Here is a 23,013-nt window from a genome sequence, read left to right as displayed (position 1 = left end):
TTCGTGGCGGCGAGCACGTTCGTTCCACCCGCGAAGCTTCCTGCGCCGCTCGTCTTCTTGAACGTGATGAGGCTGACGAAGTTCTCGTCCCCGAAGACCTCGTCGAGGACGCAGCGGACGCGATGCACGTTCTCGTCGCCGATCTGCACGAAGATGCTGCCCGACTCGGTCAGCAGGTCACGCGCGACGGTGAACCGGTCGCGCAGGTACGACAGGTACGAGTTGATCCCGTCGTTCCACGTGTCGCGGAACGCCTTGATCTGCTCCGGCTCGCGCGTCAGGTCCTCGACCTTGCCGTCCTTCACGTCGCGCTTGCGCGTGCTGACCTGCCAGTTGGAGCCGAACCGGATGCCGTAGGGCGGGTCGACGTAGATGCACTGCACCTGACCCTTGAGGTTCTCCTTGTCGGCCAGGCTCGTCATCGCGAGCAGCGAGTCGCCGAGGATCATGCGGTTCGACCAGTTGGCGTCGTGGTTGTAGAAGTCCACGAGCTGCTCGAACTCGAGCCCGTCGAAGTCGGCGAAGAGCTGCGGCTCGTCCCCGACGGTCCCGTCGCCACGCCCGACCGCGCGCAGGCCGTCAATGATCGCCTTCGGCTCGATCTTCTCCTGGATGTAGACGGGGACGACCGGGATCTCGAGCCCGGCGCGGTCCTGCGCGTCCTTGCCGCGCCACATGAGCTGCGGGTCGAGCGACGTGTCGCGCTCGTAGGTCAGCGTCGCGGGCGCCGATTCGTCGTCGGCGACGAAGTCGGCTAGCTCCTCGGTCGGGATGTTGGTGCGCTTGTCACGATGACGGAGCGCGTCGAGTTCGCTTGTCACCTTCGCGCCCGTGCTCCTCTTCTTCGGCGGCACGTCAGCCTCCCCGTTCGATGTCACACCCCGTCGGTACCGTGCCGACATGGCCGAATCCGTTCCGTCGCTCGAGCTCCTCGCGGACGAGACCCGGGCCGAACGCGAGTCGCTCACGCGCCACGCCGACACCGTCGATGCAAAGGCGGGTGTGATCCTCGGCTTCGCGAGCGCGCTCGCCGCGCTCGAGGCCGGCCGCGGTGGAGTCGCCGCATCGACGGGTTCGGCGCTGGCGACGCTTGCCGCGCTCGTCGCGTCGGCAGTGCTGTGGCCGCGTCCCTTCCCTGCGTGGGACGTCCGGCGCGTCAGCGAGGAGTACCTGGCCGCCGATCCGCGATTCACCGAGCGGCTGTTGTTCGAGAACGCGGTGACGATGGTCGAGAAGATCCAGCGCGAGCTGCAGGTGAAGGTCGGTCGCCTGCGTGGCGGGATTGCGTTGCTCGCCCTCGCGGCGATCGCCTTCCTGACCGATACGATGATCTAACTCGGAGGTGCCGCGATGCGTGGACGCAAGCAACCGGGGACCGGCTACCCCAACCCCGAGATCATCGGTCACATGGAGAAGGCACCGCGCTGGGCGCGTGAGCGCGTGCGGGGCTGGCGTCGCCTGCTCACCCCGTTCCGCGGTGTGCCACTCGACGATCCTCCGCCGTTGTTCACGCCGGATCCCGACCTCATCGGCGACATGCAGAAGAGCGAGAACGGGCCCCGCGAGACGCGCTGACTTCACACGCGCTCCCGCGCGTCGAGGATCCCGCGGGTCGTCGCCTGCGCGTTCCACGGATCGACGATTTCGACGAAGTCCCACCGGCCGAACGCACCGTGCGCGTTCACGGCCGGCACCCAGTGGTCACGCATCGTCGCGACCTTCGCCTCCTTGTCGCGCCGCTGCGCGCCCGAGACCTCGACGACGAGGTGCAAGGGATCGTCGGGGCCGCGGCCGTCGTCGATGCGGACGATGAAGTCGGGCAGGTAGCCGCGCTGCTCGCCGTCGATCGCGTACGGCACGACGAAGCCGAGGCCGTGGTTCTTCACGTACGCGAAGACCTCGTCCATGTCCTCGAGCGTCTCCGCCATCTTCGCTTCCCAGCCCGAGTCGAGCACGACGTGCGACACGTGACACCGGTCGGGATCGGTCTCCCACACGTCGCGCGTCGTGTCGAAATCGACGACGGCGGTGGTGCCGACCGGGTCGTGCGGGCGGAGCATCGGCTGGAGACGCTTCCCGGTGTCGTCAGCCCGCGCGATCGCCTTGTACATCCGGTCGACGGCATCGTCCGCCTTCTCGCGGATGAGCAGCATCGGCACGAAGCAGTGGTCGTGGAGGGTGACGCAGTCGCTCATCCATCGCTTCGTGATGCGGAGCGCTTGCGGGAACAGCCACGGTTCCTCGTTGCCCGTCTCGTCGCGGAAGTATCGCTCGACGAGACGCTTCGCGAGCCGGAACGCGACTTCCTGCTCGCGCAGTCGCGCGAGGTCGTCGAGCGTGTGCTGCTCGATCTCGCCGACGATGGGTGCGACATCGGTCCGGGTCGGCATGTCGCGCGTCGACAGGACGAGATGTGACGACTCGTCGAACCGAGCGCTGAGGCGCGTTCCGGAGAGCTCGTACCGGTAGCCGACGACGCGCGGGAACGTGATCTCGCACCGAGGCGCTCGGTCGGGAAGCGCTCGCACCCTGGTCGGGATCTTGCCGGGACGCGGATCGGTCGACGACCCGGCCGCCGGGATGAACGAGAACGGGACCCCGTAGACCTCCGCGTACTCCGGGTCGAACATCCCGTCGGCGTCGGCGACGTAGCTGCGGCGGCGGAGCCCGCGGCCGACGACCTGCTCGCACAGCAACTGCGTCCCGAACGCGCGGACACCGAGGATGTGCGTGACGGTGTTCGCGTCCCAACCCTCCGTCAACATCGACACCGAGACGACGCAGCGGACCTGCTCGCCGAGCCGTCCCGGCTTGCCGACCGTGTTCATGACCTCGCGCAACAGGTCCTCGTCGGTCAGGTCCTCCGCGCTCCGCCCCGGGAACCGCGCCTCGTACTCGCGCTTCCACTCGTCGATCTCCGCGGACGCAGCCCGCTTGAACTCGGCGTTCATGACGTCGCCCGACTCGAGCTGCTCGGAGTCGACGAGGATCGTGTTCGGCCGGTTGCGCCAGCGGTCACCGTCGATGTTGCTGAACAGCGGGGTGTCGGGGTTCGGGACGAGGACGGTCGAGCCGTCCGGAAGGGTCTTCTCCCAGCCCGCCAGCCAGTCGAACACCAGCTTCGAGACCGCAGTGTTGTTGCACACCACGATGAACACGGGCGGTGTCGCGCCGCCGAGCTTCCGGGCCTCGCTCGCCTCCCACCGCCGGAATGCCTTCGCGTAGTTGCCGTAGAGCGTCCGCAGCGCCGTCTCGAGCTCCCCGGGCAGTCTCGGTTCGAGACCGCCGCCGACCGCGGCGTCCTTGCGGCTCTTCTTCGGCAGCTCGTCGCGAATGCGCGGCCACAGATCACGGAACGTGACGCCGGTTCCGGTCATCGCATCGTCGCTGACCGGCACACGCGGCACCTTGACGACGCCGCTCTCGATCGCGTCGATTAGCGAGAAGTCCGACACGACCCACGGGAACAACGTCCCTTCCGAGTAGCCGGACCCGCGCAGAAAGAACGGCGTCGCGGACAGGTCGTAGACGGTCTTCACACCCATCTTCGCTGTGACCGCCTCGATACCGGCGATCCACACACGAGCGGCCTTCTCGCGCTTGTCCGCCTCGCGACGTTCTTCCGCCGTCAGCTTCTCGTCCGCGGTCTTCGTCGCTCGTCGGCGATAGCAATGGTGCGCTTCGTCGTTGAGCACGACGATGCCGCGCTTGTTCCCGAGCTCCCGACACACGCGACGGACCATCTGCGCGGGCGATTCGACGAACGGGCTCGCACCGTCCGGGGCGAGAACCTCCTTCGTCAGCTTCGACGCCTTCGCATCCGTCGTCTCACGGGGTTGGAACGCGTGGAAGTTCGTGACCACGACTTGCGCGCGCCCGAGGCCGTCCACGAGATCGGGCGGGACGAGCTCGCGTTCGCGGTAGTAGTTGTTCGGATCGCTGGGGAGCAGGACGCGCAGCCGATCACGAATGGTGATCCCTGGTGCGACGACGAGGAACGCGTCCGTGAAGCGAGCGTCTTGGGGGTTCGCGGCCTTGTTCAGCGTGTGCCACGCGATGAGCATTGCCATGACGACGGTCTTGCCGGTTCCGGTCGCCATCTTGTGGGCCACGCGGAAGAGGCCGGGGTTGGCGTCATCCGCGAAGCGGCGCAGCTCGTTCGCGATCCACTGGTCGCCGATGCGGTTGGCGGCCTCGGTGAGGTAGATCGCCGTTTCGAGTGCTTCGACCTGGCAGAAGAACAGCGGCCGATCGCGTGACGCGTCCGCCCAGTGGTCGAGCAATCGTCGCGTCGTGGTCGTGACGTGTTGGTAGCCACCCTGTCGCCAGAGCGCGATGCGCCCGCGCACGCGGTTGATGAACGCGTTCTCCTCGATCCGGTCCTTGGTCCACTCCGTCTCGAAGGCCTGCTGGCCGCCCCGCCTCTTCGCGGCCGGGATGGGCACGAAGTACGAGCTCGGACGTCGCTCGTCGACAATCTCGTTCGTGATCCCGTCGTCAGCGAACCGGAAGTGGCGACGCGGCTCCGCGAACGCGGAGTTGAGGATCGGGTTCTCGATCGTGTCGGCCATGATTCGCCCGCCGTTTGTAGCAGGCGGGCGACGGCGCGTGGTTCACCCGTGGCTGACAGGCTCCGGCGTCGACGGGCCACCCGGCTCGACGAGGATCTTCACCTGGTCCTCGGGATCCGCGAGCGCGTCGAACGCGGCGGGCACGCCCTCGACGCCCACCGTCCCCGTGATCAACGGGTCGACGTCGAGCCTGCCCTCGGCGATCGTCTCGAGCGTGCCCTGGAACTCGAGCGGGTCGTAGCCGAACGCGAACAGCAGCTCGAGCTCCTTCACGACGCCGACCATCGGGTGGATGCGGTCGTGCTCCATGCACACACCGACGACGAGCACGCGTGACTGCGGCGGCGCGTCGCGCATGGCCGCTTCGAGCATCCCGGGGACGCCGACCGCCTCGAAGACGACGAGCGGGTGGCGGCCGCCGTCGACCCGCCGCCACGCGTCGATCGCCGGTTCGGTCGCCGGGTCGACGATCTCGTGCGCGCCCAACTGTGCCGCGAGCGCGCGCCGGCGTGGCGAGTAGTCGGCCGCCACGATCGGCTCGATGCCCTTCGCGCGCAGTGACGCGATCACGGCGAGGCCGATCGGGCCGCACCCGAGCACGAGCGCGCTCTCGCCCTGCTTCACGCGCGACTTGTTCACCGCGTGCAGGCCGACCGCCATCGGCTCGGTGAGCGCGGCGTGCCGCGCGTCGAGGCCCGTGGGGACCTTGAGGCACATCCCCGCAGTGACGAGCATCCGCTCGGCGTAGCCGCCGCCGTAGCGGTTGGAGTACCCGATCGGCTCGACGCCCGTCGGACCGAGCGCGATCGGCATCGAGACGACGAGGTCACCCGGCTTCGACGGTACGCCGTCGGTGTCGGGCCCGAGCTCCACGATCTCGACCGCGTACTCGTGGCCCATCACGTAGTCGCGCGAGGGGTCGAACGGGCTGGGCTGCCCGGTCGCCTCGAACATGTCCCGCATCTTCGAGGCGTGCTGCAGCGCGTGCAGGTCGGACCCGCAGATCCCGCACGCGCGGACGGCGACGAGCGCATCGCCGCTGCCCGGCTGCGGTTCGGGCACGTCCTCGACGCGCAGGATCCGGTCGCGGGCGACGGCGGCGAGCATGCGGGCGAGCTTGGCCATCGCTCGACCACGTGGTCAAGCTGCCCGCCGCGCACGGCCGCGTTGGTACACAAGTCGCGCCCATGACCGCGAGTTGTGTACCAACCGCGGGTGCGAGCGGCACGGCGCGCTCGTGCGTCACGATGTCGCACTGGCGACGGAGGTGAGCGCGTGACGTGGGAGCCCGAGCTCGACGAGCTGCGCCGGCGCGAGGCGATGGTGCGCGAGATGGGCGGCGAGGAGAAGGTCGCCAAGCACCACGCGGCCGGGAAGCTCACGGTGCGCGAGCGCATCGACCACCTTCTCGACCCGGGATCGTTCCACGAGGTGGGCGCGCTCACGGGCAAGGCGACGTACGAAGACGGACGCCTCATCGAGCTGACCGCCGCGAACTTCGTCATGGGACGCGGGCGGATCGACGGCCGGCCCGTCGTCGTCGGCGGCGACGACTTCACGGTGCGCGGCGGCGCCGCGGACGCGTCGATCTTCCAGAAGCAGGTCCACGCGGAGCGAATGGCGAACGAGTTGCGCCTGCCGATCGTCCGCCTCGTCGACGGCTCGGGCGGCGGCGGGTCGGTGAAGTCGCTCGAGCAGATGTCGCGCAGCTACGTGCCGTTCAACCCGGGGTGGGAGTGGGTCGTCGACAACCTGTCGACCGTTCCGGTCGTCGCGATGGCGCTCGGTTCGGTCGCGGGCCTCGGCGCGGCGCGCGTCGTCACGAGCCACTACTCGCTCATGGTCCGCGGCACGTCGCAGGTGTTCGTCGCGGGCCCGCCGGTGGTCGCGCGCCTCGGTGAGGACGTCGACAAGGAGACACTCGGTGGTGCCGACGTGCACGGTCGCAACGGCGTGGTCGACGACGTCGCGGACAGCGAGGACGACGCGTTCGCGCGCGCACGCCGATTCCTGTCGTACCTGCCGTCGTCGGTGTACGACGTGGCGTCACGCGCGTCGCACGTGGGCGACGCGCACGACCGGCGCGACGAGTCGCTGCTGTCCGCGATCCCGCGCGACCCGCGCAAGGTGTACGACGCGCGAAAGATCATCGCGTCGGTCGTCGACCGCGGCTCGTTCTTCGAGATCGGGCGCGGCTACGGGCGCTCGGCGATCACGGGCCTCGCCCGACTCGACGGGTGGCCCGTAGCGCTGCTCGCCGGCGACCCGTACTTCTACGGGGCGGGGTGGACAGCCGACGCCGCGCAGAAGGTGACGCGCTTCGTCGACCTCGCGGACACGTTCCACCTGCCGGTCGTCCACCTCGTCGACAATCCCGGCTTCGTCATCGGGACCGCAGCCGAGCGCGCCGCGACGATCCGGCACGGCGCGCGAGCGCTCGCCGCGATCCACCAGGCGACCGTGCCGTGGTGCTCGGTGATCCTGCGCAAGGTGTACGGCGTCGCGGGCGCCGCGCACCAGAACGCGTCACGGCTCTCGTACCGGTTCGCGTGGCCGTCGGGCGACTGGGGCAGCCTGCCGCTCGCGGGCGGCATCGAGGCTGCGTACAAGGCCCAGCTCGACACGGCGGAGGATCGTGACGCGATGCTCGCCGACATCGAGCGACGGCTGAACGCGTCGCGCTCGCCGTTCCGCACGGCCGAGGCCTTCCTCGTCGAGGAGATCGTCGACCCGCGTGACACGCGTCCGCTGTTGTGCGAGTTCGCCGAGCTCGCCGCGCCGCTGCGCGAGCCCGGGCGGCGGGCCCGGGGGCTGCGACCGTGACCGGTATCCGATCGGATACCATGGCCGGCGTGGACGCCGCCGTGACGATCAAGACCGCCCGGCGCCGGGCCGGACTCTCGCTGCGCGCGCTCGCCCGCCGGGCGGGGACGTCGCACGCCACGCTCCGGGCCTACGAGACGGGTGCGAAGGAGCCGGGCGTCGAGACGCTCACCCGCATCGCCCGCGCCGCCGGGTTCGAGCCCGAGGTCGAGCTGCGGCCGAGCGTCGCGGGCGTGGATCGCGCGGCCCGCGGGCGCGAGCTGGTCGATGCGCTCGAGCTCGCCGCGATGTTCCCGGCGCGCCACGAGCCGGTTCTGAGCTACCCGCGCTTCCCGGGCGCGTGACGACCCTCCCCGAGAAGATCGTCGCGATCCATCGCGCGCTCGACGCGGCCGCGCTCCCCCACGCGTTCGGGGGCGCGCTCGCGCTCGCGTGGTGCACCGAGCGCGCGCGCGGGACGGTCGACATCGACGTGAACGTGTTCGTCGACGTGTCGCACGCGCGCGACGTTCTCGACGCGCTGCCGTCCGACGTCGCGCACACGGACGGCGACGTCCAAGCGTTGACCCGTGAGGGCCAGCACCGGCTCTGGTGGGAGGCGACACCCGTCGACCTGTTCCTCGACACCACCGACTTCCACGAGCAGGCGTCCGGACGGGTGCGACGCGAGCCGTTCGCGGGCGTCGACCTGCCGTTCCTCTCGTGCACCGACCTGGCGATCTTCAAGGCGTTCTTCAACCGGCCGCGCGACTGGGGTGATCTCGCCGAGATGCAGGCTGTCGGAACGCTCGATGTCGACCGTGTCGTCGGTGTGCTCGTCCGCTACCTCGGCCCCGACGACGAGCGCGTCGAGCGGTTGCGCAAGATGGCGTGACGACGGACGTCCGACTCCGCGCCGCCGTGGCCGAGGACTTCACCTTCCTCGCGACGATGCTCGGCGAGGCCGCGGTCTGGCGTCCCGACAAGCCGACACCGACCGCTGATCACGTGCTCGCCGATCCGCGCTACGCGTGTTACCTCGCCGGATGGCCGCGGCACGGCGACTCGAGCGTTGCGGACGGACACCCCGCCATCAGTCTCAGCGTTGCCGAGCGCAACCCGGCGCGCCGGCTGTACGAGTCGACGGGCTTCGTCCCGGTCGCGACGCACGGATCGACCTGGACGACGATCCGACATGCCGCTCGATCGAGCTGAGCCGGTTCCGGCCTCGCGGTCGGGCCGTCCGTACACTCGTCGCGATGACGCAGGTGCACGAGCTGCTCAAGACGCCGCACTGGTCGACGGAGATCCCGCTGCACACGCCGCACACGCGGCTCCCGGTCCTCGACGCGACCGGGTTCGTGCGGCTGCGCGACCTCGACGAGCACATCCCGCCGTCGGAGTGGGAGTCCCTCGAGTACATGGACTGGAAGAGCGGCGGCGACACCAACTTCGCACCGATCGCGACCGCCGACGGCGAGCTCGACTGCCGCGGGTTCTGGAAGCCGGGGGACGAACGTCCCGACAAGGGCGGCAAGCTCACGTCCAACGCGGCGAAGTGCCCGACGATCACGCGCTACGTGCAGTCCGTCGGCGCGGACTTCGGACGCGTACGGATCATCAAGCTCGAGCCGCAGGACTACGAGATGTCGTTGCGCCAGATCCACCGCGACGACAACAACCGCTTCAACCCGGACGGCGACGGCTGGGTCGTGCGCGCGTGGCTCGAGCTCACCGACAACCCCGACAGCTTCATGGTCCTGATGGAGCAGGGCGACGACGGCCTCCCCGACCCGTCGACCGAGCACCGCGTCCCGCTGCATCGCGGCGCGCGCTTCGTCGTCGACACGCAGCGGCTGTGGCACGTCGTCTGCCACAACGGCACCGCGCCGCGCTACGCGCTCATCTGCAGCTTCGAGAGCGGCCCCGCGCTCGACCGCTGGATCCACTCGCAGCTGCCGTAGCGAGCCGATCGTCGAACTTTGGTGGATCGAACACCGCGGAGGTCGCAATTCCTCCAGAGCTCGTCGGGCACGCCGTCAGCATCGCTTGACCGTGCGGTCAAGTTGCGGCTGCAATGACCGGCCATGCGCATGCGATTCGGCCTCTTCCTCGCGCCCTTCCACCCGGTCGGTCAGAACCCGACGCTCGCCCTCGAGCGTGATCTCGAGCTGATCCAGCATCTCGACGCGCTCGGCTTCGACGAGGTGTGGATCGGCGAGCACCACTCGGCGGGCTACGAGATCATCGGCTCGCCGGAGGTGTTCATCGCGACGGCGGCCGAGCGCACGAAGCACATCAAGCTCGGCACGGGCGTGAACTCGCTGCCGTATCACCACCCGCTGCTGCTCGCCGACCGCATGGTCCTCCTCGACCACCTGACGCGCGGCCGGGCGATGCTCGGATGCGGACCCGGTCAGCTGACCTCGGACGCGCACATGCTCGGCATCCCGGCCGAGGCGCAGCGGCCGCGGATGCACGAGGCGCTCGACGCGATCATGCGGCTGCTGCGCGGCGAGATCGTCACGCAGGAAACGGAGTGGTTCACGTTGCGCGACGCGCGCCTGCAGCTCCGTCCGTACAGCGATCCCTGCTTCGACATCGCGGTCGCGGCGTCGATCTCCCCGACGGGCGCGATCGCGGCGGGCACGCACGGTGTCGGGCTGCTGTCGATCGCGGCGACGACCGCGCAGGGCTTCGACGCCCTCGGCACGCACTGGAACGCGTGGGCGGAGACGGCGGAGGAGCACGGGCACGTCGCGGACCGCGCGAAGTGGCGTCTGGTCGGGCCGATGCACCTCGCCGAGACGAAGGAGCAGGCGCGCAAGGACGTCGAGTACGGGATCGTCGAGTTCTCGAAGTACTTCACGCACGTGCTCCCCGCGGGACCGGTGCGCGGTGACACCGCGGAGGAGATCATCGAGAACGTCGACGCCGACGGCTTCGCGGTGATCGGCACGCCCGACGACGCGATCGCCAAGATCGACTCGCTGGTCGAGCAGAGCGGCGGGTTCGGCACGTTCCTGTTCTTCGGTCACGAGTGGGCGGACCGGGAGGCGACGCGCCGGAGCTTCGAGCTGTTCGCGCAGTACGTCATGCCGCGCTACCAGGACCAGCTCGGTCCTCCCGCGGAGTCGTGCGAGTGGGTGACGGGCAGTGGCAGCTACTTCGTCAACCAGGCCGCGACGTCGATCATGGCCGCGATCCAGGACCACGCCGAGAAGAAGCAGGCGAAGCAGTCGCCCGTGAGCTGACGCGCCCAGCCGACCGTTCTGTGAAGCGTCAGACACACATGGTGTGGATGACGCTGCACAAGAGCCGAGGGAGGCTCACGCCTCGTCGTCCGCGTCCTCGTCGGTCGCCGCGATCGGCGCGCCGTGGTGGAGCACCATGCGCCACCGGCCCTCGGTGCGCACGAACACGTTGACGGCCGCGACGCGCGCGGCGTCGAGCTCCTCCTGCACGACCGCGCCGCCCGCGCCGGTCGCCTGCAGGATGTTCTCCTCGAGCGTCACCCACCCGACGTCGCCCATGACGTGGACGCGCTCGTTCATCAGGAAGAACTGGATGTAGGGCGTGTGGCGGAAGATCGCGTCCCACGACCCTGCGACCTTCGCCCACCCGTACAACGTCGGCCAGCCCGGATGTGTGATCGTCGCCCGGTCGGTGCGGTCCCACACGTCGGCCATCGCGTCGAGGTCGCGCGCCTCGAACGCGCCGTAGAACGCGGCGTTCGCGGCGGAGACCGCGTCCTCGTCGCTGGTCACGGACGGACATCGTCGCGCACGCGCCGCACCACAGCGGGCATGATCCGGCCGTGCCCCCGGAACACTCGGAGACCATCGACGCCGGTGACGTCCGGCTCACGGTGCACCACTGGGGCGGCGCGCACGACGCGCCGCCGGTGCTGCTGGCGCACCCGACCGGGTTCCACGGCGTCGTGTGGGAGCCGGTCGCGACGCGGCTCGTCGCTCGCGGTCACCGTGTCTGGTCGTTCGACTTCCGCGGCCACGGAACGAGTGACCGCTCCCCGGACGGGTACGGGTGGGACGGCTTCGCGCGCGACGCGCTCGCCGTGACGCGCCACCTCGCGCTCGACGGTGATCCGTCGTTGCTCGCGGTCGGGCACTCCAAGGGCGCGACCGCGCTGCTGCTCGGTGAGGCCGACCACGCCGGCACGTACCCGCGACTCTGGTGCTACGAGCCGATCATGTTCGCGACGACCGACCCGATGACGGCCGACTTCGACAACCCGTTGACGACGGGCGCGCGCCGTCGCCGTGCGATCTGGGACTCACCCGCACAGGCCGAGCGCGCGTTCGCGTCGAAGCCGCCGCTCGACGTGCTGCACGCCGACGCGCTCCACGCGTACGTCGCGCACGGCCTGCGCCGCTCGGAGGACGGCGCGCACTACGTCTTGGCGTGCCATCCGCAGGACGAGGCCGAGGTGTACGCGATGGCGCCGGTGCACGGGATGTTCGCCCGGCTCCCCGAGGTCGACGCGCCGACGCTCGTCGCGTGCGGCGAGCACAGCGACGCGATCCCGCCGCGCCTCGCGCAGCAGATCGCGGACCGTCTGCCGAACGCCGGGCTCGAGGTGTTCGAGGGCCTGGGCCACTTCGGGCCGCTCGAGGACCCGGAGCGCGCGGTCGCGTCGATCGTCGCGTGGGCGGACGTCAGCCCGCGGCCTTGAACCCTTCGAGCACGCCGGCCCAGCGCTCGGGATCGCTGCGGTACGGGGCGTAGAAGCTCAGCCGGTCGACGAGGTCGCCGTACCGGGCGAGCATCTTGCCCGGGATCTCCTCGGGTTGGCCGACGACCGCGAACGTCGAGAGCATCTCGTCGTCGATCAGCTCACCCATCTTCACCCACTCGCCCTGCTTCGACAGCGAGTTGAGCTCGGTCTGCAGATCGCCCCAACCGTGCAGCTCGAGCACGCCCCGGTACGCGGGCGTCGACCCGTAGAACGCGATCTGCTGCTTCGTGCCCTGCTTCGCCGCCGCGAACTCCTCCTCGTTCGTCCCCGTGACGACGAACAGCGGGCCACCGATCTCGAACGACGCGCGGTCGCGGCCCGACTTCGCGAACCCGCGCTCCAGCGCGGGCATCGTCACCTCGCGCACGTACCGCTCGGTCGTGAACCCGTGGAGGATGACGCCGTCGGCGACCTCACCGGCGACCTCGGCCATCAGCCCGCCGACGGCCGCGAGGTGGATCTTCGGGCTGCCGTAGGGGTTCGGGCCAGGATCGAAGAACGGTGTCATGAGCGTGTGGCGGTAGAACTCGCCACGGAAGTCGAGCTTCTCGCCGTCGTTCCAGCTCGCCCAGATGGCGCGCATCGCGAGGATCATCTCGCGCATGCGCGGCGCGGGATGCGACCACGGCATCGAGAACCGCTTCTCGATGTGGGCCTTGACCTGGCTGCCGAGGCCGAGGACGAAGCGGCCCTTCGAGTACAGCTGCAGGTCGTAGCCGACGTTCGCGAGCGTCATCGGGTTGCGGGCGAACGCGACCGCGATGCCGGTGCCGAGCTCCACGCGCTCCGTGCGCTCGGCGGCGAGCAGGACCGGGAAGAACGGGTCGTGGCTCGTCTCGGCCGCGAGGAGACCGTCGAAGCCGACCTCCTCGGCCTCGCGCGCCCGCTCGCCCGCGTCGAGCGTCCCGGCAGGAAGTCCCGTGTCGATCTTCATGGCGGGGAACCGTACTTCCACGCTCGAGGTGCGCGGGCGGGAGGGCGGCGGCGCGCGATCGTGGGCGGCATGGTTCGTTCAGGCCGGCGACTCGGCGCGGTCGCGGTGCTCAGCACCGTCGCGCTCGCGGCGTGCAGCGGTGGGGGAAGTGGCCACCGCGCACGGCCGTCGCGCGCGACGTCGACGTCGGCGTCGACCTCGACGACCGTGCCGTCGACGACGACCACCATCACGATGTCGCCGGCCGGTCCCTCGTCGACGACCGCCCCGGCACCGCACGGCGGCGTGACGCCCTCGACGGCGCGACCGGGCTCGGTGCCGTCGCCCCAGGCGAGCTGCATCGCCGAGACCCCGCAGGAGCTGACGGGCTATCTCGGCCGCTCGCTCGCGGGTGCGCAGGCGCTCGCCGCGAGCCAGGGCTACCACGTGCGCGTCGTCGGCTCGGACGGGACGTGCGCGAGCGTGTCGACCGAGCTCGACGCCCATCGCGTCGACGTCTATCTCGACCGCGGCGTCGTCACGGCCGCGGGCATGGGATGAGCACGGACGACTGGCTGATCGGCGGGCACGAGCGCCGTGCGATCGTCATCGAGCCGTACGACCCGGCGTGGCCCGTGCGCTTCGCGCACGAGCGCGCGTGCATCACCGACGCGCTCGGTCCGGCGGCGCGACGCGTCGAGCACATCGGGTCGACGAGCGTCCCCGGTCTCGGCGCGAAGCCGATCGTCGACATCCTCGTCGTGGTCGACGACGTCGACGACGTGCGCGTCGGGGACGCGCTCGAGCTCGCGGGCTACGTGCTGCGCGTGCGCGAGCCCGGACACCGCATGTTCCGCCGGCCCGACCGCTCCGTGCACGTCCACCTCTGGCCGACCGGGAGCGACGACGTCCGTCGCCATCTCCTGTTCCGTGACCGGCTGCGCGTGGACGCCGGCGACCGGGCCCGCTACGAGGCGATCAAGCGCGAGCTCGCGCGGTGCGACTGGGACGACATGAACGACTACGCGGACGCCAAGTCGGCCGTCGTCGCCGAGATCACCGCACGAGCCGAGGCGTGGGCGGCGCGTACCGGCTGGCAGCCGTGACGCCGGCGCGGGGTCCGCGTCGCTGACACACCCCCGCTGTACCCTCCGGCGCATGGGCGTCGCACTGCCGGGATCCCTGTCGCCGAGCTCCGTCTCGTCGTTCAAGGACTGCCCGCTCGCGTTCCGGTTCGCCTACGTCGACCGGCTGCCGGAGCCCCCCTCGGCCGCCGCGAGCAAGGGCACGCTCGTCCACCGCGCGCTCGAGCACCTCATGTGCCGCGCGCCCGCCGAGCGCACCCTCGACGCCGCGCTCGACGACCTCGCCCGGGCCCGCGCCGACCTCCAGGACCATCCCGATCTCACCGGTCTCGACCTCACGGTCGACGAGTGGGAAGCGTTCCACACCGACGCGCGACGCATGGTCGAGCGGTACTTCGAGCTCGAGGACCCGACGACGGTGCACCCCATCGGGCTCGAGCTCAAGCTCGCCGCCAAGATCGGCAAGGTCACGCTGCGGGGGATCATCGACCGGCTCGAGATCGCCGACGACGGCGAGTGGGTCGTCACCGACTACAAGACCGGTTCCGTGCCCTCCGAGCAGCGCGAGCGGTCGCGTCTCGCCGGCGTGCACATGTACGCGCTCCTCTGCGAGCAGATGCTCGGCCGGCGTCCCGCGCGCGTGCAGCTCCTCTACCTGTCGAAGCCCGAGGCGATCATCGCCGAGCCCACGGAGCAGTCGGTGACGGGCGTCGCGCGCCGCACCAGCGCGATCTGGTCGGCGATCGAGCGCGCGTGCGCGACCGAGGACTTCCGACCGAGCCCCGGGCCGCTGTGCACCTACTGCGCGTTCCAGCCGTACTGCCCCGCCTACGGCGGCGACCCGCTGCTCGCGCGCGAGCTGCTCGGGCCGGGCACGGTCATCGAGCCGACGCTGCCGCTCGCCAACGCGAGCTGACCGGACGGGAACGCTCGCGGCGGCCGGTAGGCTCGCCGCCCCGATGGCTCCCACGCGAGCACGCGGTCTGCGGGAACGCGTCCACGCGATCGACGACGCGGTCGACGCGTGGGCGCTCGCGCACCGCGGGCCGGTCGCGGACGCCGTCTTCTACGGCCTCTCGAGCGCGGCCGACCACAGCATCCTCTGGTTCGCGCTCGGCGCGCTGCAGTCGGCGAAGCGGGGCGACATCACGCGAGGGCTGCGCCTCGCGACGGCGATCGCGGGCGAGTCGATCCTGACGAACGGCATCGTGAAGAGCTTCTTCCGGCGCGTCCGGCCGCCGAGCGACAGCGACGGGCCGCTGCCGTACGGGATGCGACGCCCGATCACGAGCTCGTTCCCGTCGGGCCACGCGACCTCCGCGTTCATGGCCGCGGTGATGCTGTCCGAGGGGACGAGCCTCGGGCCGCTCCTCTTCGCGCTCGCCACACTCGTCTCCGCGAGCCGCGTGTACGTCCGGCTGCACCACGCGTCGGACGTCGCGGCGGGCGCCGCATTCGGGCTCGCGCTCGGGCTGGTCGCCCGCCGGGTGATCCCCGATCCTTCACGGTGAGACCGTCGAAAAGGTCGTGAGGCGACAGGTTCGTGGGAATCATTCATCGGGTCGCCCGGTTGTGACCGTCGTCGCAGACGCAGGAGGTGTGCCCGTGCCGCGCTCGTTCGCCGTGACCTGGGACTATCGCTGCCCGTTCGCCCGGAACGGTCACGAGGCCGTCGTGAACGCGCTCCGCGAGGGGCGCGACCTCGACGTCCGCTTCCTGCCGTTCTCGCTCGACCAGGCCCACGTCGAGGAGGGCGAGGCCCCGGTGTGGGAACGCCGGCCCGGTGAGTGGGGCACGGGCGTGCTCGCGCTCCTCTACGGGATCGCCGTGCGCGACTCGTTCCCGGAGCGGTTCCTCGACTTCCACGTCGAGGCGTTCGCGGCCCGTCACGACCACGGGTTGAAGCTCGGTCACGAGGACGTCCTGCGCGACGTGTGCACCAAGGTCGGCCTCGACCCCGACGCCGTCGCGAGCGAAGCGCACTCCGGTCGTCCGCTGAAGACGCTCGCCGCGGAGCACACCGAGGCGGTCGACAACTGGTCGGTGTTCGGCGTGCCGACGTTCATCGCCGGCGACGAGGCGGTCTTCGTCCGGTTCATGGAGCGCGGGCGCGTCGACGACCTCGACCGCGCGCTCGACCTGCTCGACTGGACGCGCCTCAACGAGTTCAAGCGCACACGGATCCCGCGATAACGCGACCGGCGAGCGTTTGCGCCGCCTCCGGCGAACGGCGACGCTGACACGATGCCCGAGACCACGGACGGCTCCCGCGACGGCTCGGTGCGCCGCATGACGGACACCGAGTACGTCATGTGGACGCTCGACGACGACCCTGCGCTGCGGTCGGACTTCGTGAACGTGACGGTCCTCGCGTCGCGGCCCGACGAGGCCCGCCTGCGCGCGAAGGTCGTCGGCGCGCTGCGCGCCGTGCCGAACTTCGCGGACCGTGTCGTCACGGCGCCGTTGCGACTCGCGCCGCCCGAGTGGCAGCCGCCCCGCGAGATCGACCTCGACTACCACCTGCGCAAGGTCGCGGTGCCGGCCCCGGGCGGGATGCGCGAGCTGCTGGACCTCGCCGCGGTGCTCGCCGCGACGCCGTTCGACCGCACCCGCCCGTTGTGGGAGTTCACGCTCGTCGAAGGGCTGGCCGACGGTCGGGTCGCGCTCCTCGAGAAGGTGCACCACGCGATCACCGACGGCGTCGGCGCGCTGAAGCTGTCGATGTCGCTCGTCGACTTCGAGGCCGATCCCCCCGCCACGCGCACGACGTCGGACGAGATCGCCGACGACGACGTCCCGCTCGCCGGTCTCGTCGTCGACGACCCCGTCGACCGCACGACGCTGGTGGACACGGTCGCCGACGCGCTCTCCTTCGTGGTGCGCCGGCAGCTCGGGCTCGCGCGGTGGAGCCTGCGCGCGACGGCGGATCTCCTCGCTCACCCGCAGGACGTCGCCGAGCGAGCGGCGGACACGGCGGCCCTGCTCGCCTCCGTCCGGCGCCAGGTGCTGATCACCGAACCGGGCCGGTCGCGCCTGTTCGCGACACGTTCGATCGCGCGGCGCTACGAGACGTTCACCGTGCCGTTCGAGCCCGCGCGTCAGGCGGCCCGCGCGCTCGGCGGGACGCTCAACGACCTGTACGTGGCCGGCGTCGCGGGCGCGCTCGGTCGCTACCACGAGCGGCTGGGCTCACCCGTGGACGAGCTGCGCATGGCGATGCCCGTCAACCTCCGGTCCGACGGCATGGCGAGCGCGGGCAACGCGTTCGCGCCGACGCGCGTGCTCGTACCCGTCGTCCCGAAGGACCCCAAGGAGCGGTTCGACGCCGTGCGGGCGAGGCTCGCGGGGCTGCGCGACGAGCCCGCGCTCGGCGCGGTCGGCTCGTTGTCCAGCCTGCTCGCGACGCTCCCGCCCGCCGCGCTCGTCGCGATGGCTCGCCTCCAGTCGGGCACGATCGACTTCGCGACCTCGAACCTGCGCGGGAGTCCCGTCGATCTCTACACCGGCGGCGCGCGCATCGTCGCGAACTACCCGATGGGGCCGCGCGAAGGATGCCCGCTGAACGTCACGATGCTCTCCTACGGCGGCGAGCTGCAGATGGGCCTGAATCTCGACCCGGCCGCGGTGACGGATCCGGACGCGCTGCTCGCGTGCCTGCGCGAGGCGTTCGACGACCTGTTGCTCGCCGGGACCTGACCTTGACGCGCGCGCCCGGCTACGGGCGGTGCATGCGCACGCCCGGCTCGGCGAGCGCGTCCTCCCACTCGGCGTACCCGGGGTCGCGCCACCGGCGGTGCTCGCACTCGCTGCACTCGTCGACGACGTAGAGATGCAACGTCGGCGCGTCGTCGGCCAGCTCGAGGATGTCGGGGACGCGCGGGTGTGGCGGTGCGGCGTCGAGCAGGTCGACGAGCGCGACGACGGCCACGACGCGGCTCCGGCAGTCGGGGCACGCGGAGACCGTCGCGGCATCCAACCCACCGGCCAGCGCGAGCAGGCTCGACGCCTCGGCGGGGTCCAGCTCGACCCGGTTCCCGTCGTCGTCGACGAAGGTGAGACCGCCCCGGGACGGTGTCTCGCGCCTCGCCATACGGGCAAGCTACCGCCGCGCGGGCGGCCGGTGACCACGGTCGCGCGGGCTCGACCGGGTCGGCCGGCGAACCGGGCGAACGCCGCGAATCGACCACGTCCCCGGTCTAGCCTCGGGCCGTGCGAGCGCTGACGATCGCCGACGGCGGGCGGCTGGCCGTCGAGGACCGCGAGCGGCCCCGGCCGGGCCCCGGCGAGGTCCTCGTCCGGGTCCACGGGGCCGGTCTGAACCGGGCCGACCTGCTCCAGCGGGCGGGCCGGTACCCACCGCCGACCGACGCGCCGCCCGACGTGCCCGGGCTGGAGTTCGCCGGCGTCGTCGAGGAGACGGGCCCGGGCGTGACCGAGCCGGCGGCCGGCGACCGCGTGTTCGGGATCGTCGGCGGCGGGGCGCAGGCGGAGTACGTCCGGACCCGGGCCGAGCACTGTGCCGCGGTGCCGGAGAGCCTCGACCTGCGCCTCGCCGGGGGTGTCCCCGAGACGTTCATGACCGCGCACGACGCGCTGGTCACGCAGGCCCGCCTGCAGCCCGGCGAGCGCGTGCTCGTGCACGCGGTCGGGTCCGGTGTCGGGACCGCGGTCGTGCAGCTCGCGAGCGCGTGGAAGTGCCCGACGGTCGGCACGGCACGCCACCGCTCGAAGCTCGAGGCCGCGGACGGGCTCGGGCTCACCCGCGGCGTGCTCGCGCCGTCGCCGTTCGACGCGCACGCCCTCGCGCAGCAGATCACGGAGGTCGCAGGACCGTGCGACGTGACGATCGATCTCGTCGGCGGCTCGTATCTCGAGACCGACGTCCACGCGGCCGCGCCGCGCGGGCGCATCGTGCTCGTCGGCACGCTCGCGGGCGGTTCGTCGGCGTTCCCGATCCTCGTCGCGATGGGCAAGCGCCTCACCGTGATGGGGACGGTCCTGCGCGCGCGGTCGAACGCGGAGAAGGCCGAGGTGACCGACGCGTTCGCGGTCGACGTCGCGCCGCTGCTCGGCGACGGAGGCATCGCGCCCGTCGTCGACGAGATCGTCCCGCTCGCCGACGCGGAACGCGCCTACGAGCGGCTCGCGTCCGACGAGACGTTCGGCAAGGTGATCCTCGACTGCACGTGACGCGCTTCTGCGCGTCAGCCCACCGCGACGGTCACCGCGCCCGGGGTCGTCGCGGTGTCGACCCGGAACGGTCGCGGCGCGTCGAGACCGATCACCCAGCTGAGCACGCCCTCCGTGGCGTCGAGGAGCTCGACGTCGCGCACGTGCGCGAGCCCGGTCGGGTGCAGCGACGTCGGGCCGGTGTAGGTCAGTGGCGCGCTCGGGTTCGTGAAGTCGGTGATCGACGCGCGGTCGAAGCGCACGACGAGGAACGCGTCGCCCTGCACCGCGTGCACGCGGCCTTCGCCCGAGTCGCGGAACGGCGGGGTGCCGGAGCGCACGTCGTAGCCGGGGACGATCGCCGCCGGCGTGCCGCGGAAGATGAACGTGACGTCGTCGCCACAGTGCCGCGAGGCGGTCGTCAGGCCGGTCATCCGCACGACATCGGTGCTGGGCGGCGTCTGCTGCTCGGTGGTCGCGCCCGGCCGGCAGGACGTCGAGGTCGTCGAGGTCGTCGACGCCGACGTCGTGCTCGTGACGCCCGAGCCGGCCGAGCGCTTCGAGCCCGAGCCGGACCCGCACGAGGCGAGCGCGACGGCCGCGACCACGACGACGGCGACGCGCGCCGAGGGGGGCGGTCCGTGAGACCTCGTCATCGTTACCATCGTGACCCGTCGCGCATCGGGCGTGACGTCACCCCGGGAGGACGACTCGTGGAGCAGGCGTCGCTCGCCGAGCGACTCGGTTACGCACCACACGACAAGCTGCTCGTCGTCAACTGCGACGACCTGGGCTCCACGCGCTCCGCGAACGTGGCCGTGTACGAGGCGCTGCGTCACGGCGTCGCGACCAGCGCGTCCCTCATGGTGCCGTGCCCGTGGGCGCGCGACGCGGCGGCGGGCTACCGCGGCGAGGACGTCGGCGTGCACCTGACGCTGAACTCCGAGTGGGAGACGTACCGGTGGGGGCCGATCACGCACTCGCCGAGCCTGCTCGACGGCGACGGCGGGTTCCCGCGAACGGTCGATGACGTGTGGGACCACGCGGACCTCGAGGAGGTCCGCAAGGAGTGCCGCGCGCAGATCGAGCGCGCGATCTACTGGGGCTTCGACGTCAGCCATCTCGACTCGCACATGGGCACGTTGCAGCTGCGACCCGAGTTCTTCGACGTGTACCTCGAGCTCGCGGTCGACTTCGGGTTGCCGCTGCGGATGGCGGGCGCGAGCGGTGAGCAGGCGATCGGGTTCCCCTACCGGCGACTCGCAGCCGAGGAAGGCGTGGTGTTCCCCGACTTCTTCGTGCTCTGCCCGGTCGGCGCGCGACGTCGCATCGAGCGCGTGCTGTTCGAGCTGCGGCCGGGCGTCACCGAGGTGTACCTCCATCCCGCGGTCGACTCCGACGAGCTGCGCTCGTCGCACCCCGACTGGGCGGGACGGGTCGAGGACCACGCGTACCTCACGTCCGACCCGTCGCTCCCCGATCTCGTCGAGCGGGCCGGCGCGATCCTCGTCGGCTACCGCGAGCTGCGCGACCTCCAACGCGCGGAGGCGGCCGCGTGAGCACCGTCACCGCGGCGGAGCTCGCGGACCTGGTGCACGCCGCGCTCCCCGACGAGGACCTCAGCGCCGCGGACCTGCTCACCTGCTGCGGCGGTGAAGGGTCGGTCACGATCGGCGACGGCGACGCCGCCGCGGTCGTCAACGTCGCGCGCTGGTCCCCGGTGGCGACGCCGATCGCGTGGATCCTGCTGCTCGCGGTCGCGCCCGAGCGCCAGGGCGAGGGCCGCGGGCGCGCGCTCGTCGAGGAAGCCGCCGTGTACGCGCGCGAGCAGGGCGCGCGCGAGCTGCACCTCGGGAACGCGATTCCCCGCTACGTCTGGCCCGGTGTCGACTTCCAGCTCACCGCCGCGCTGTCGCTGTTCGAGGCGTGCGGGTTCGAGCCGTACGGCGCGGAGATCAACATGGCGATCCCGACGGCGTTCCGCGCCCCCGTCCCGGAGGGTGCCGTCCTCACGGTCGAGGACGGCGACGGCGCGGTGCAGCTCGCGACGCGCGTGCACCCTCACTGGGCCGACGAGGTGCAGCGCGCGACCGCGAACGGCACCTGCTTCGTCGCCCGCGACATCCACGGCGCAACGCTGGGCCTCGCGTGCCACTCCGTGAACCGGCGCGCCCTCATCGGCCCGATGGCCACCGACCCCGAACGACAGGGTCTCGGGATCGGCACCGCGCTGCTCTCGACGCTGTGCGCGGACATCGCCGAGCAGTACGGCGTCGACGAGGCCGAGATCTCGTGGGTCGGGCCGGTCGGCTTCTACGCGAAGGCCGGTGCGCGCGTCAGCCGCGTGTTCCGCACCGCCCGCCTCGCGCTCTGACCTCGCCCGCCCGTTTTGTGAAGCGTCAAGCACACATTGTGTGGTTGACGCGTCAGAGAAACGTGGTGGAGGCGCGCAGCTTCTCCTGCATCGCGCCGTACTCCGCCGTGCGCGTCGCCGGCATGGTGGGCAGGAGCACGCCCATGTCGCCGTTGACCTTCGCCCGTCCCCGCATGAACGCGACGTTCGGGTCGAGCTCACCCTGCTGCACGGCCACCGCGTCGGCGTACGGGATCGTCACGGTCACGTCGGCATCGGGACGAGTTCCGAGCGTCGCCTCGCGCAGCTTCCCGCCGTCGAACACGAGCACGTACGACACGTCGCCGTCCGGCGCGCCGGTGACGGTGTGCTGCACGGTTCCGGTCGCGTCGCCGTAGTCGATCCCGGCCGCGTCCCCGCGGAGCTCGTCCAGCCACTCCTGCGTGAGGAACACGGGCATCGTCAACGCGACGCGCTCGTGCGCGCGTCCGTCCGGACGCCGGCGAAGAGGTCGTCCTCGACGTCTCCCTCGGCGACACCGTTGTCGACCAGCGACCGCGCGAGCGCGTACTCCTCCCAGGGGAAGACCTCCCGCACGACGTCGTCGGGAAGTCGCATCCAGAAGCCGGTCGGGTCGACCTGCGTGCGGTGCGCCAGCAACGCTTCGCGCCGCTTGTGCAGGAAGTCGGACACGTCGACGAGCGTCGTGAACCGGTCCGGACGCTCCTCGAAGCCGCGCTCGAACCACGACGCGTACGGGCTCTCCTCGCCGCGCTGCTGGAACGCCTCGTGCAACGCCTTCACGCGCGCGACGGAGAAGCCCGTGTAGTACATCTTCGACGGCTGCCACGGCTCGCCCGCGTCCGGGAACCGCTCGGGATCACCGGCCGCGTCGAACGCGACGACGCTGATCTCGTGCACCCGGATGTGATCCGGGTGGGGGTAGAACTTGCGATCGTCGCCGTACGTGACGATGACCTGGGGTCGCTCCGCGCGGATGATGCGCACGAGACGGCCGACCGCTTCGTCGAGCGGCGCGTTCGCGAAGTTGTCGGGGCGCGCGTTCGTCTCGGTGTCGGGCATGCCGGAGTCGTGGTAGCCGAGCATGTAGAGCTTCGAGTACCCGATCGCGTCGACGCTGTCGCGCAGCTCCCGCATCCGCACCTCGGGCAGGTTGGCGCGCACCTCGGGCGTGTCGACCGCGGGGTTCAGGATGTCGCCCGCCTCCCCGCCGGTGCAGCACACGAGCACCGTGCGGACGCCCTCGGCCGCGTACTTCGCGACCGTCGCGGATCCCTTCGACGCCTCGTCGTCGGGATGGGCGTGCACGGTGAGCAGGCAGAGCGGGTCGGCGTCCGGCATCC

Annotated in this window: 28 protein-coding genes; 19 read left to right on the top strand and 9 right to left on the bottom strand. The window is 71.3% G+C overall.

The genetic code is table 11. From position 1 onward, the window contains the following. Positions 1 to 902 (bottom strand): DNA methyltransferase (locus VFC33_11200; protein ID HZR13804.1); only part of this gene is annotated, 902 nt, incomplete at its 3' end. Here VFC33_11200 and VFC33_11195 point away from each other — a divergent pair. Together VFC33_11195 and VFC33_11190 are read left to right on the top strand one after the other, a co-directional pair. After that, the gene (locus tag VFC33_11195; GenBank protein ID HZR13803.1) at positions 901 to 1,335 is read left to right on the top strand and encodes a hypothetical protein; all 435 of its coding nucleotides are present in this window, start codon (positions 901 to 903) and stop codon (positions 1,333 to 1,335) included. The genes VFC33_11200 and VFC33_11195 overlap by 2 nt on opposite strands. 15 nt (positions 1,336 to 1,350) lie before the next feature. After that, complete coding sequence (locus VFC33_11190) at positions 1,351 to 1,575, top strand: hypothetical protein (GenBank protein HZR13802.1); 225 nt, start codon at positions 1,351 to 1,353, stop codon at positions 1,573 to 1,575. Between the two features lie 2 nt (positions 1,576 to 1,577). Here the strand turns inward: VFC33_11190 and VFC33_11185 are convergent, their stop codons facing one another. Then, a complete protein-coding gene (locus tag VFC33_11185; GenBank protein HZR13801.1) occupies positions 1,578 to 4,571 on the bottom strand; it encodes a DEAD/DEAH box helicase family protein in 2,994 nt (997 codons plus the stop codon). A 42-nt stretch (positions 4,572 to 4,613) separates the two neighbouring features. Continuing rightward, complete coding sequence (locus tag VFC33_11180; protein ID HZR13800.1) at positions 4,614 to 5,678, bottom strand: zinc-binding dehydrogenase; 1,065 nt, start codon at positions 5,676 to 5,678, stop codon at positions 4,614 to 4,616. A 168-nt stretch (positions 5,679 to 5,846) separates the two neighbouring features. Here VFC33_11180 and VFC33_11175 point away from each other — a divergent pair, with 168 nt between their 5' ends. From VFC33_11175 to VFC33_11150, 6 genes are all read left to right on the top strand, one after another. Then, positions 5,847 to 7,394, top strand: a complete 1,548-nt coding sequence (locus VFC33_11175) for a carboxyl transferase domain-containing protein (GenBank protein HZR13799.1) — start codon at positions 5,847 to 5,849, stop codon at positions 7,392 to 7,394. A 29-nt stretch (positions 7,395 to 7,423) separates the two neighbouring features. Further along, positions 7,424 to 7,738, top strand: a complete 315-nt coding sequence (locus tag VFC33_11170) for a helix-turn-helix transcriptional regulator (GenBank protein HZR13798.1) — start codon at positions 7,424 to 7,426, stop codon at positions 7,736 to 7,738. After that, positions 7,735 to 8,268 carry a hypothetical protein gene (locus VFC33_11165; GenBank protein HZR13797.1) on the top strand — a complete coding sequence of 178 codons (534 nt, stop codon included), beginning with the start codon at positions 7,735 to 7,737 and terminating at the stop codon, positions 8,266 to 8,268. The genes VFC33_11170 and VFC33_11165 overlap by 4 nt, the downstream gene beginning before the upstream one ends. Beyond that, positions 8,265 to 8,588, top strand: a complete 324-nt coding sequence (locus tag VFC33_11160; GenBank protein HZR13796.1) for a hypothetical protein — start codon at positions 8,265 to 8,267, stop codon at positions 8,586 to 8,588. Before VFC33_11165 ends, VFC33_11160 begins: the two co-directional genes overlap by 4 nt. A gap of 44 nt (positions 8,589 to 8,632) precedes the next feature. Beyond that, entirely contained in the window at positions 8,633 to 9,337 is a 705-nt protein-coding gene (locus VFC33_11155; protein ID HZR13795.1) for a hypothetical protein, read from the top strand. A 129-nt stretch (positions 9,338 to 9,466) separates the two neighbouring features. Beyond that, the gene (locus VFC33_11150) at positions 9,467 to 10,627 is read left to right on the top strand and encodes an LLM class flavin-dependent oxidoreductase (GenBank protein ID HZR13794.1); all 1,161 of its coding nucleotides are present in this window, start codon (positions 9,467 to 9,469) and stop codon (positions 10,625 to 10,627) included. A gap of 75 nt (positions 10,628 to 10,702) precedes the next feature. Here the strand turns inward: VFC33_11150 and VFC33_11145 are convergent, their stop codons facing one another. Continuing rightward, the gene (locus VFC33_11145) at positions 10,703 to 11,140 is read right to left on the bottom strand and encodes a nuclear transport factor 2 family protein (GenBank protein ID HZR13793.1); all 438 of its coding nucleotides are present in this window, start codon (positions 11,138 to 11,140) and stop codon (positions 10,703 to 10,705) included. 50 nt (positions 11,141 to 11,190) lie between these two features. Between VFC33_11145 and VFC33_11140 the strand changes: the two genes are divergently transcribed. Further along, on the top strand, positions 11,191 to 12,066 hold the full coding sequence (locus tag VFC33_11140) for an alpha/beta hydrolase (GenBank protein HZR13792.1): 876 nt from the start codon (positions 11,191 to 11,193) through the stop codon (positions 12,064 to 12,066). Here the strand turns inward: VFC33_11140 and VFC33_11135 are convergent. Then, a complete protein-coding gene (locus VFC33_11135; GenBank protein ID HZR13791.1) occupies positions 12,050 to 13,063 on the bottom strand; it encodes an LLM class F420-dependent oxidoreductase in 1,014 nt (337 codons plus the stop codon). The genes VFC33_11140 and VFC33_11135 overlap by 17 nt on opposite strands. Before the next feature lie 69 nt (positions 13,064 to 13,132). On the opposite strand from VFC33_11135, the gene VFC33_11130 reads away from it, so the two are divergent. The 6 genes from VFC33_11130 to VFC33_11105 all read left to right on the top strand — a co-directional run bounded on the left by VFC33_11130 (position 13,133) and on the right by VFC33_11105 (position 17,823). After that, positions 13,133 to 13,603, top strand: coding sequence for a hypothetical protein (locus VFC33_11130; GenBank protein HZR13790.1), 471 nt, complete (start codon positions 13,133 to 13,135; stop codon positions 13,601 to 13,603). Next, the gene (locus VFC33_11125) at positions 13,600 to 14,148 is read left to right on the top strand and encodes a GrpB family protein (protein HZR13789.1); all 549 of its coding nucleotides are present in this window, start codon (positions 13,600 to 13,602) and stop codon (positions 14,146 to 14,148) included. The genes VFC33_11130 and VFC33_11125 overlap by 4 nt, the downstream gene beginning before the upstream one ends. Positions 14,149 to 14,200: 52 nt before the next feature. Then, complete coding sequence (locus VFC33_11120; GenBank protein ID HZR13788.1) at positions 14,201 to 15,043, top strand: PD-(D/E)XK nuclease family protein; 843 nt, start codon at positions 14,201 to 14,203, stop codon at positions 15,041 to 15,043. A 43-nt stretch (positions 15,044 to 15,086) separates the two neighbouring features. Next, positions 15,087 to 15,638, top strand: a complete 552-nt coding sequence (locus VFC33_11115) for a phosphatase PAP2 family protein (protein HZR13787.1) — start codon at positions 15,087 to 15,089, stop codon at positions 15,636 to 15,638. Positions 15,639 to 15,732: 94 nt separating this feature from the next. Then, positions 15,733 to 16,320, top strand: coding sequence for a DsbA family protein (locus VFC33_11110; GenBank protein HZR13786.1), 588 nt, complete (start codon positions 15,733 to 15,735; stop codon positions 16,318 to 16,320). A gap of 51 nt (positions 16,321 to 16,371) precedes the next feature. Further along, the gene (locus VFC33_11105) at positions 16,372 to 17,823 is read left to right on the top strand and encodes a wax ester/triacylglycerol synthase family O-acyltransferase (GenBank protein HZR13785.1); all 1,452 of its coding nucleotides are present in this window, start codon (positions 16,372 to 16,374) and stop codon (positions 17,821 to 17,823) included. Between the two features lie 19 nt (positions 17,824 to 17,842). On the opposite strand, the gene VFC33_11100 is transcribed toward VFC33_11105, so the two are convergent. Then, positions 17,843 to 18,217, bottom strand: coding sequence for a hypothetical protein (locus VFC33_11100; GenBank protein ID HZR13784.1), 375 nt, complete (start codon positions 18,215 to 18,217; stop codon positions 17,843 to 17,845). A gap of 119 nt (positions 18,218 to 18,336) precedes the next feature. Here VFC33_11100 and VFC33_11095 point away from each other — a divergent pair, with 119 nt between their 5' ends. Continuing rightward, on the top strand, positions 18,337 to 19,317 hold the full coding sequence (locus VFC33_11095) for an NAD(P)H-quinone oxidoreductase (protein HZR13783.1): 981 nt from the start codon (positions 18,337 to 18,339) through the stop codon (positions 19,315 to 19,317). 14 nt (positions 19,318 to 19,331) lie between these two features. Here the strand turns inward: VFC33_11095 and VFC33_11090 are convergent, their stop codons facing one another. Beyond that, positions 19,332 to 19,730, bottom strand: a complete 399-nt coding sequence (locus VFC33_11090; protein HZR13782.1) for a hypothetical protein — start codon at positions 19,728 to 19,730, stop codon at positions 19,332 to 19,334. Between the two features lie 13 nt (positions 19,731 to 19,743). Between VFC33_11090 and VFC33_11085 the strand changes: the two genes are divergently transcribed. From VFC33_11085 to VFC33_11075, 3 genes are all read left to right on the top strand, one after another. Further along, on the top strand, positions 19,744 to 19,941 hold the full coding sequence (locus VFC33_11085) for a hypothetical protein (protein ID HZR13781.1): 198 nt from the start codon (positions 19,744 to 19,746) through the stop codon (positions 19,939 to 19,941). A 68-nt stretch (positions 19,942 to 20,009) separates the two neighbouring features. After that, a complete protein-coding gene (locus VFC33_11080; GenBank protein HZR13780.1) occupies positions 20,010 to 20,855 on the top strand; it encodes a polysaccharide deacetylase family protein in 846 nt (281 codons plus the stop codon). Continuing rightward, the gene (locus VFC33_11075; GenBank protein ID HZR13779.1) at positions 20,852 to 21,670 is read left to right on the top strand and encodes a GNAT family N-acetyltransferase; all 819 of its coding nucleotides are present in this window, start codon (positions 20,852 to 20,854) and stop codon (positions 21,668 to 21,670) included. The genes VFC33_11080 and VFC33_11075 overlap by 4 nt, the downstream gene beginning before the upstream one ends. Positions 21,671 to 21,722: 52 nt before the next feature. Here VFC33_11075 and VFC33_11070 read toward each other — a convergent pair whose 3' ends face one another. Both VFC33_11070 and mca read right to left on the bottom strand, forming a co-directional pair. Beyond that, the gene (locus tag VFC33_11070) at positions 21,723 to 22,109 is read right to left on the bottom strand and encodes an SCP2 sterol-binding domain-containing protein (protein HZR13778.1); all 387 of its coding nucleotides are present in this window, start codon (positions 22,107 to 22,109) and stop codon (positions 21,723 to 21,725) included. A 2-nt stretch (positions 22,110 to 22,111) separates the two neighbouring features. Next, on the bottom strand, positions 22,112 to 23,011 hold the full coding sequence (gene mca, locus VFC33_11065; GenBank protein HZR13777.1) for a mycothiol conjugate amidase Mca: 900 nt from the start codon (positions 23,009 to 23,011) through the stop codon (positions 22,112 to 22,114). Positions 23,012 to 23,013 lie beyond the last annotated feature (2 nt).

This window comes from Acidimicrobiia bacterium, from assembly GCA_035651955.1.
GTDB lineage: Bacteria > Actinomycetota > Acidimicrobiia > IMCC26256 > JAMXLJ01 > JAMXLJ01.
The sequence above is the reverse complement of the archived record's forward strand: the minus strand, read 5'-3'. Positions and strand labels throughout refer to the sequence as shown.

Coding starts and splice junctions, on each gene's coding strand:
- VFC33_11185 (HZR13801.1), bottom strand. CDS start 4,571: ATGGCCGACACGATCGAGAACCCGATCCTCAACTCCGCGTTCGCGGAG.
- VFC33_11150 (HZR13794.1), top strand. CDS start 9,467: ATGCGATTCGGCCTCTTCCTCGCGCCCTTCCACCCGGTCGGTCAGAAC.
- VFC33_11180 (HZR13800.1), bottom strand. CDS start 5,678: ATGCTCGCCGCCGTCGCCCGCGACCGGATCCTGCGCGTCGAGGACGTG.
- mca (HZR13777.1), bottom strand. CDS start 23,011: ATGCCGGACGCCGACCCGCTCTGCCTGCTCACCGTGCACGCCCATCCC.
- VFC33_11135 (HZR13791.1), bottom strand. CDS start 13,063: ATGAAGATCGACACGGGACTTCCTGCCGGGACGCTCGACGCGGGCGAG.
- VFC33_11195 (HZR13803.1), top strand. CDS start 901: ATGGCCGAATCCGTTCCGTCGCTCGAGCTCCTCGCGGACGAGACCCGG.
- VFC33_11070 (HZR13778.1), bottom strand. CDS start 22,109: ATGCCCGTGTTCCTCACGCAGGAGTGGCTGGACGAGCTCCGCGGGGAC.
- VFC33_11105 (HZR13785.1), top strand. CDS start 16,372: ATGCCCGAGACCACGGACGGCTCCCGCGACGGCTCGGTGCGCCGCATG.
- VFC33_11115 (HZR13787.1), top strand. CDS start 15,087: ATGGCTCCCACGCGAGCACGCGGTCTGCGGGAACGCGTCCACGCGATC.
- VFC33_11190 (HZR13802.1), top strand. CDS start 1,351: ATGCGTGGACGCAAGCAACCGGGGACCGGCTACCCCAACCCCGAGATC.
- VFC33_11130 (HZR13790.1), top strand. CDS start 13,133: ATGGTTCGTTCAGGCCGGCGACTCGGCGCGGTCGCGGTGCTCAGCACC.
- VFC33_11125 (HZR13789.1), top strand. CDS start 13,600: ATGAGCACGGACGACTGGCTGATCGGCGGGCACGAGCGCCGTGCGATC.
- VFC33_11155 (HZR13795.1), top strand. CDS start 8,633: ATGACGCAGGTGCACGAGCTGCTCAAGACGCCGCACTGGTCGACGGAG.
- VFC33_11090 (HZR13782.1), bottom strand. CDS start 19,730: ATGACCGGCCTGACGACCGCCTCGCGGCACTGTGGCGACGACGTCACG.
- VFC33_11100 (HZR13784.1), bottom strand. CDS start 18,217: ATGGCGAGGCGCGAGACACCGTCCCGGGGCGGTCTCACCTTCGTCGAC.
- VFC33_11120 (HZR13788.1), top strand. CDS start 14,201: ATGGGCGTCGCACTGCCGGGATCCCTGTCGCCGAGCTCCGTCTCGTCG.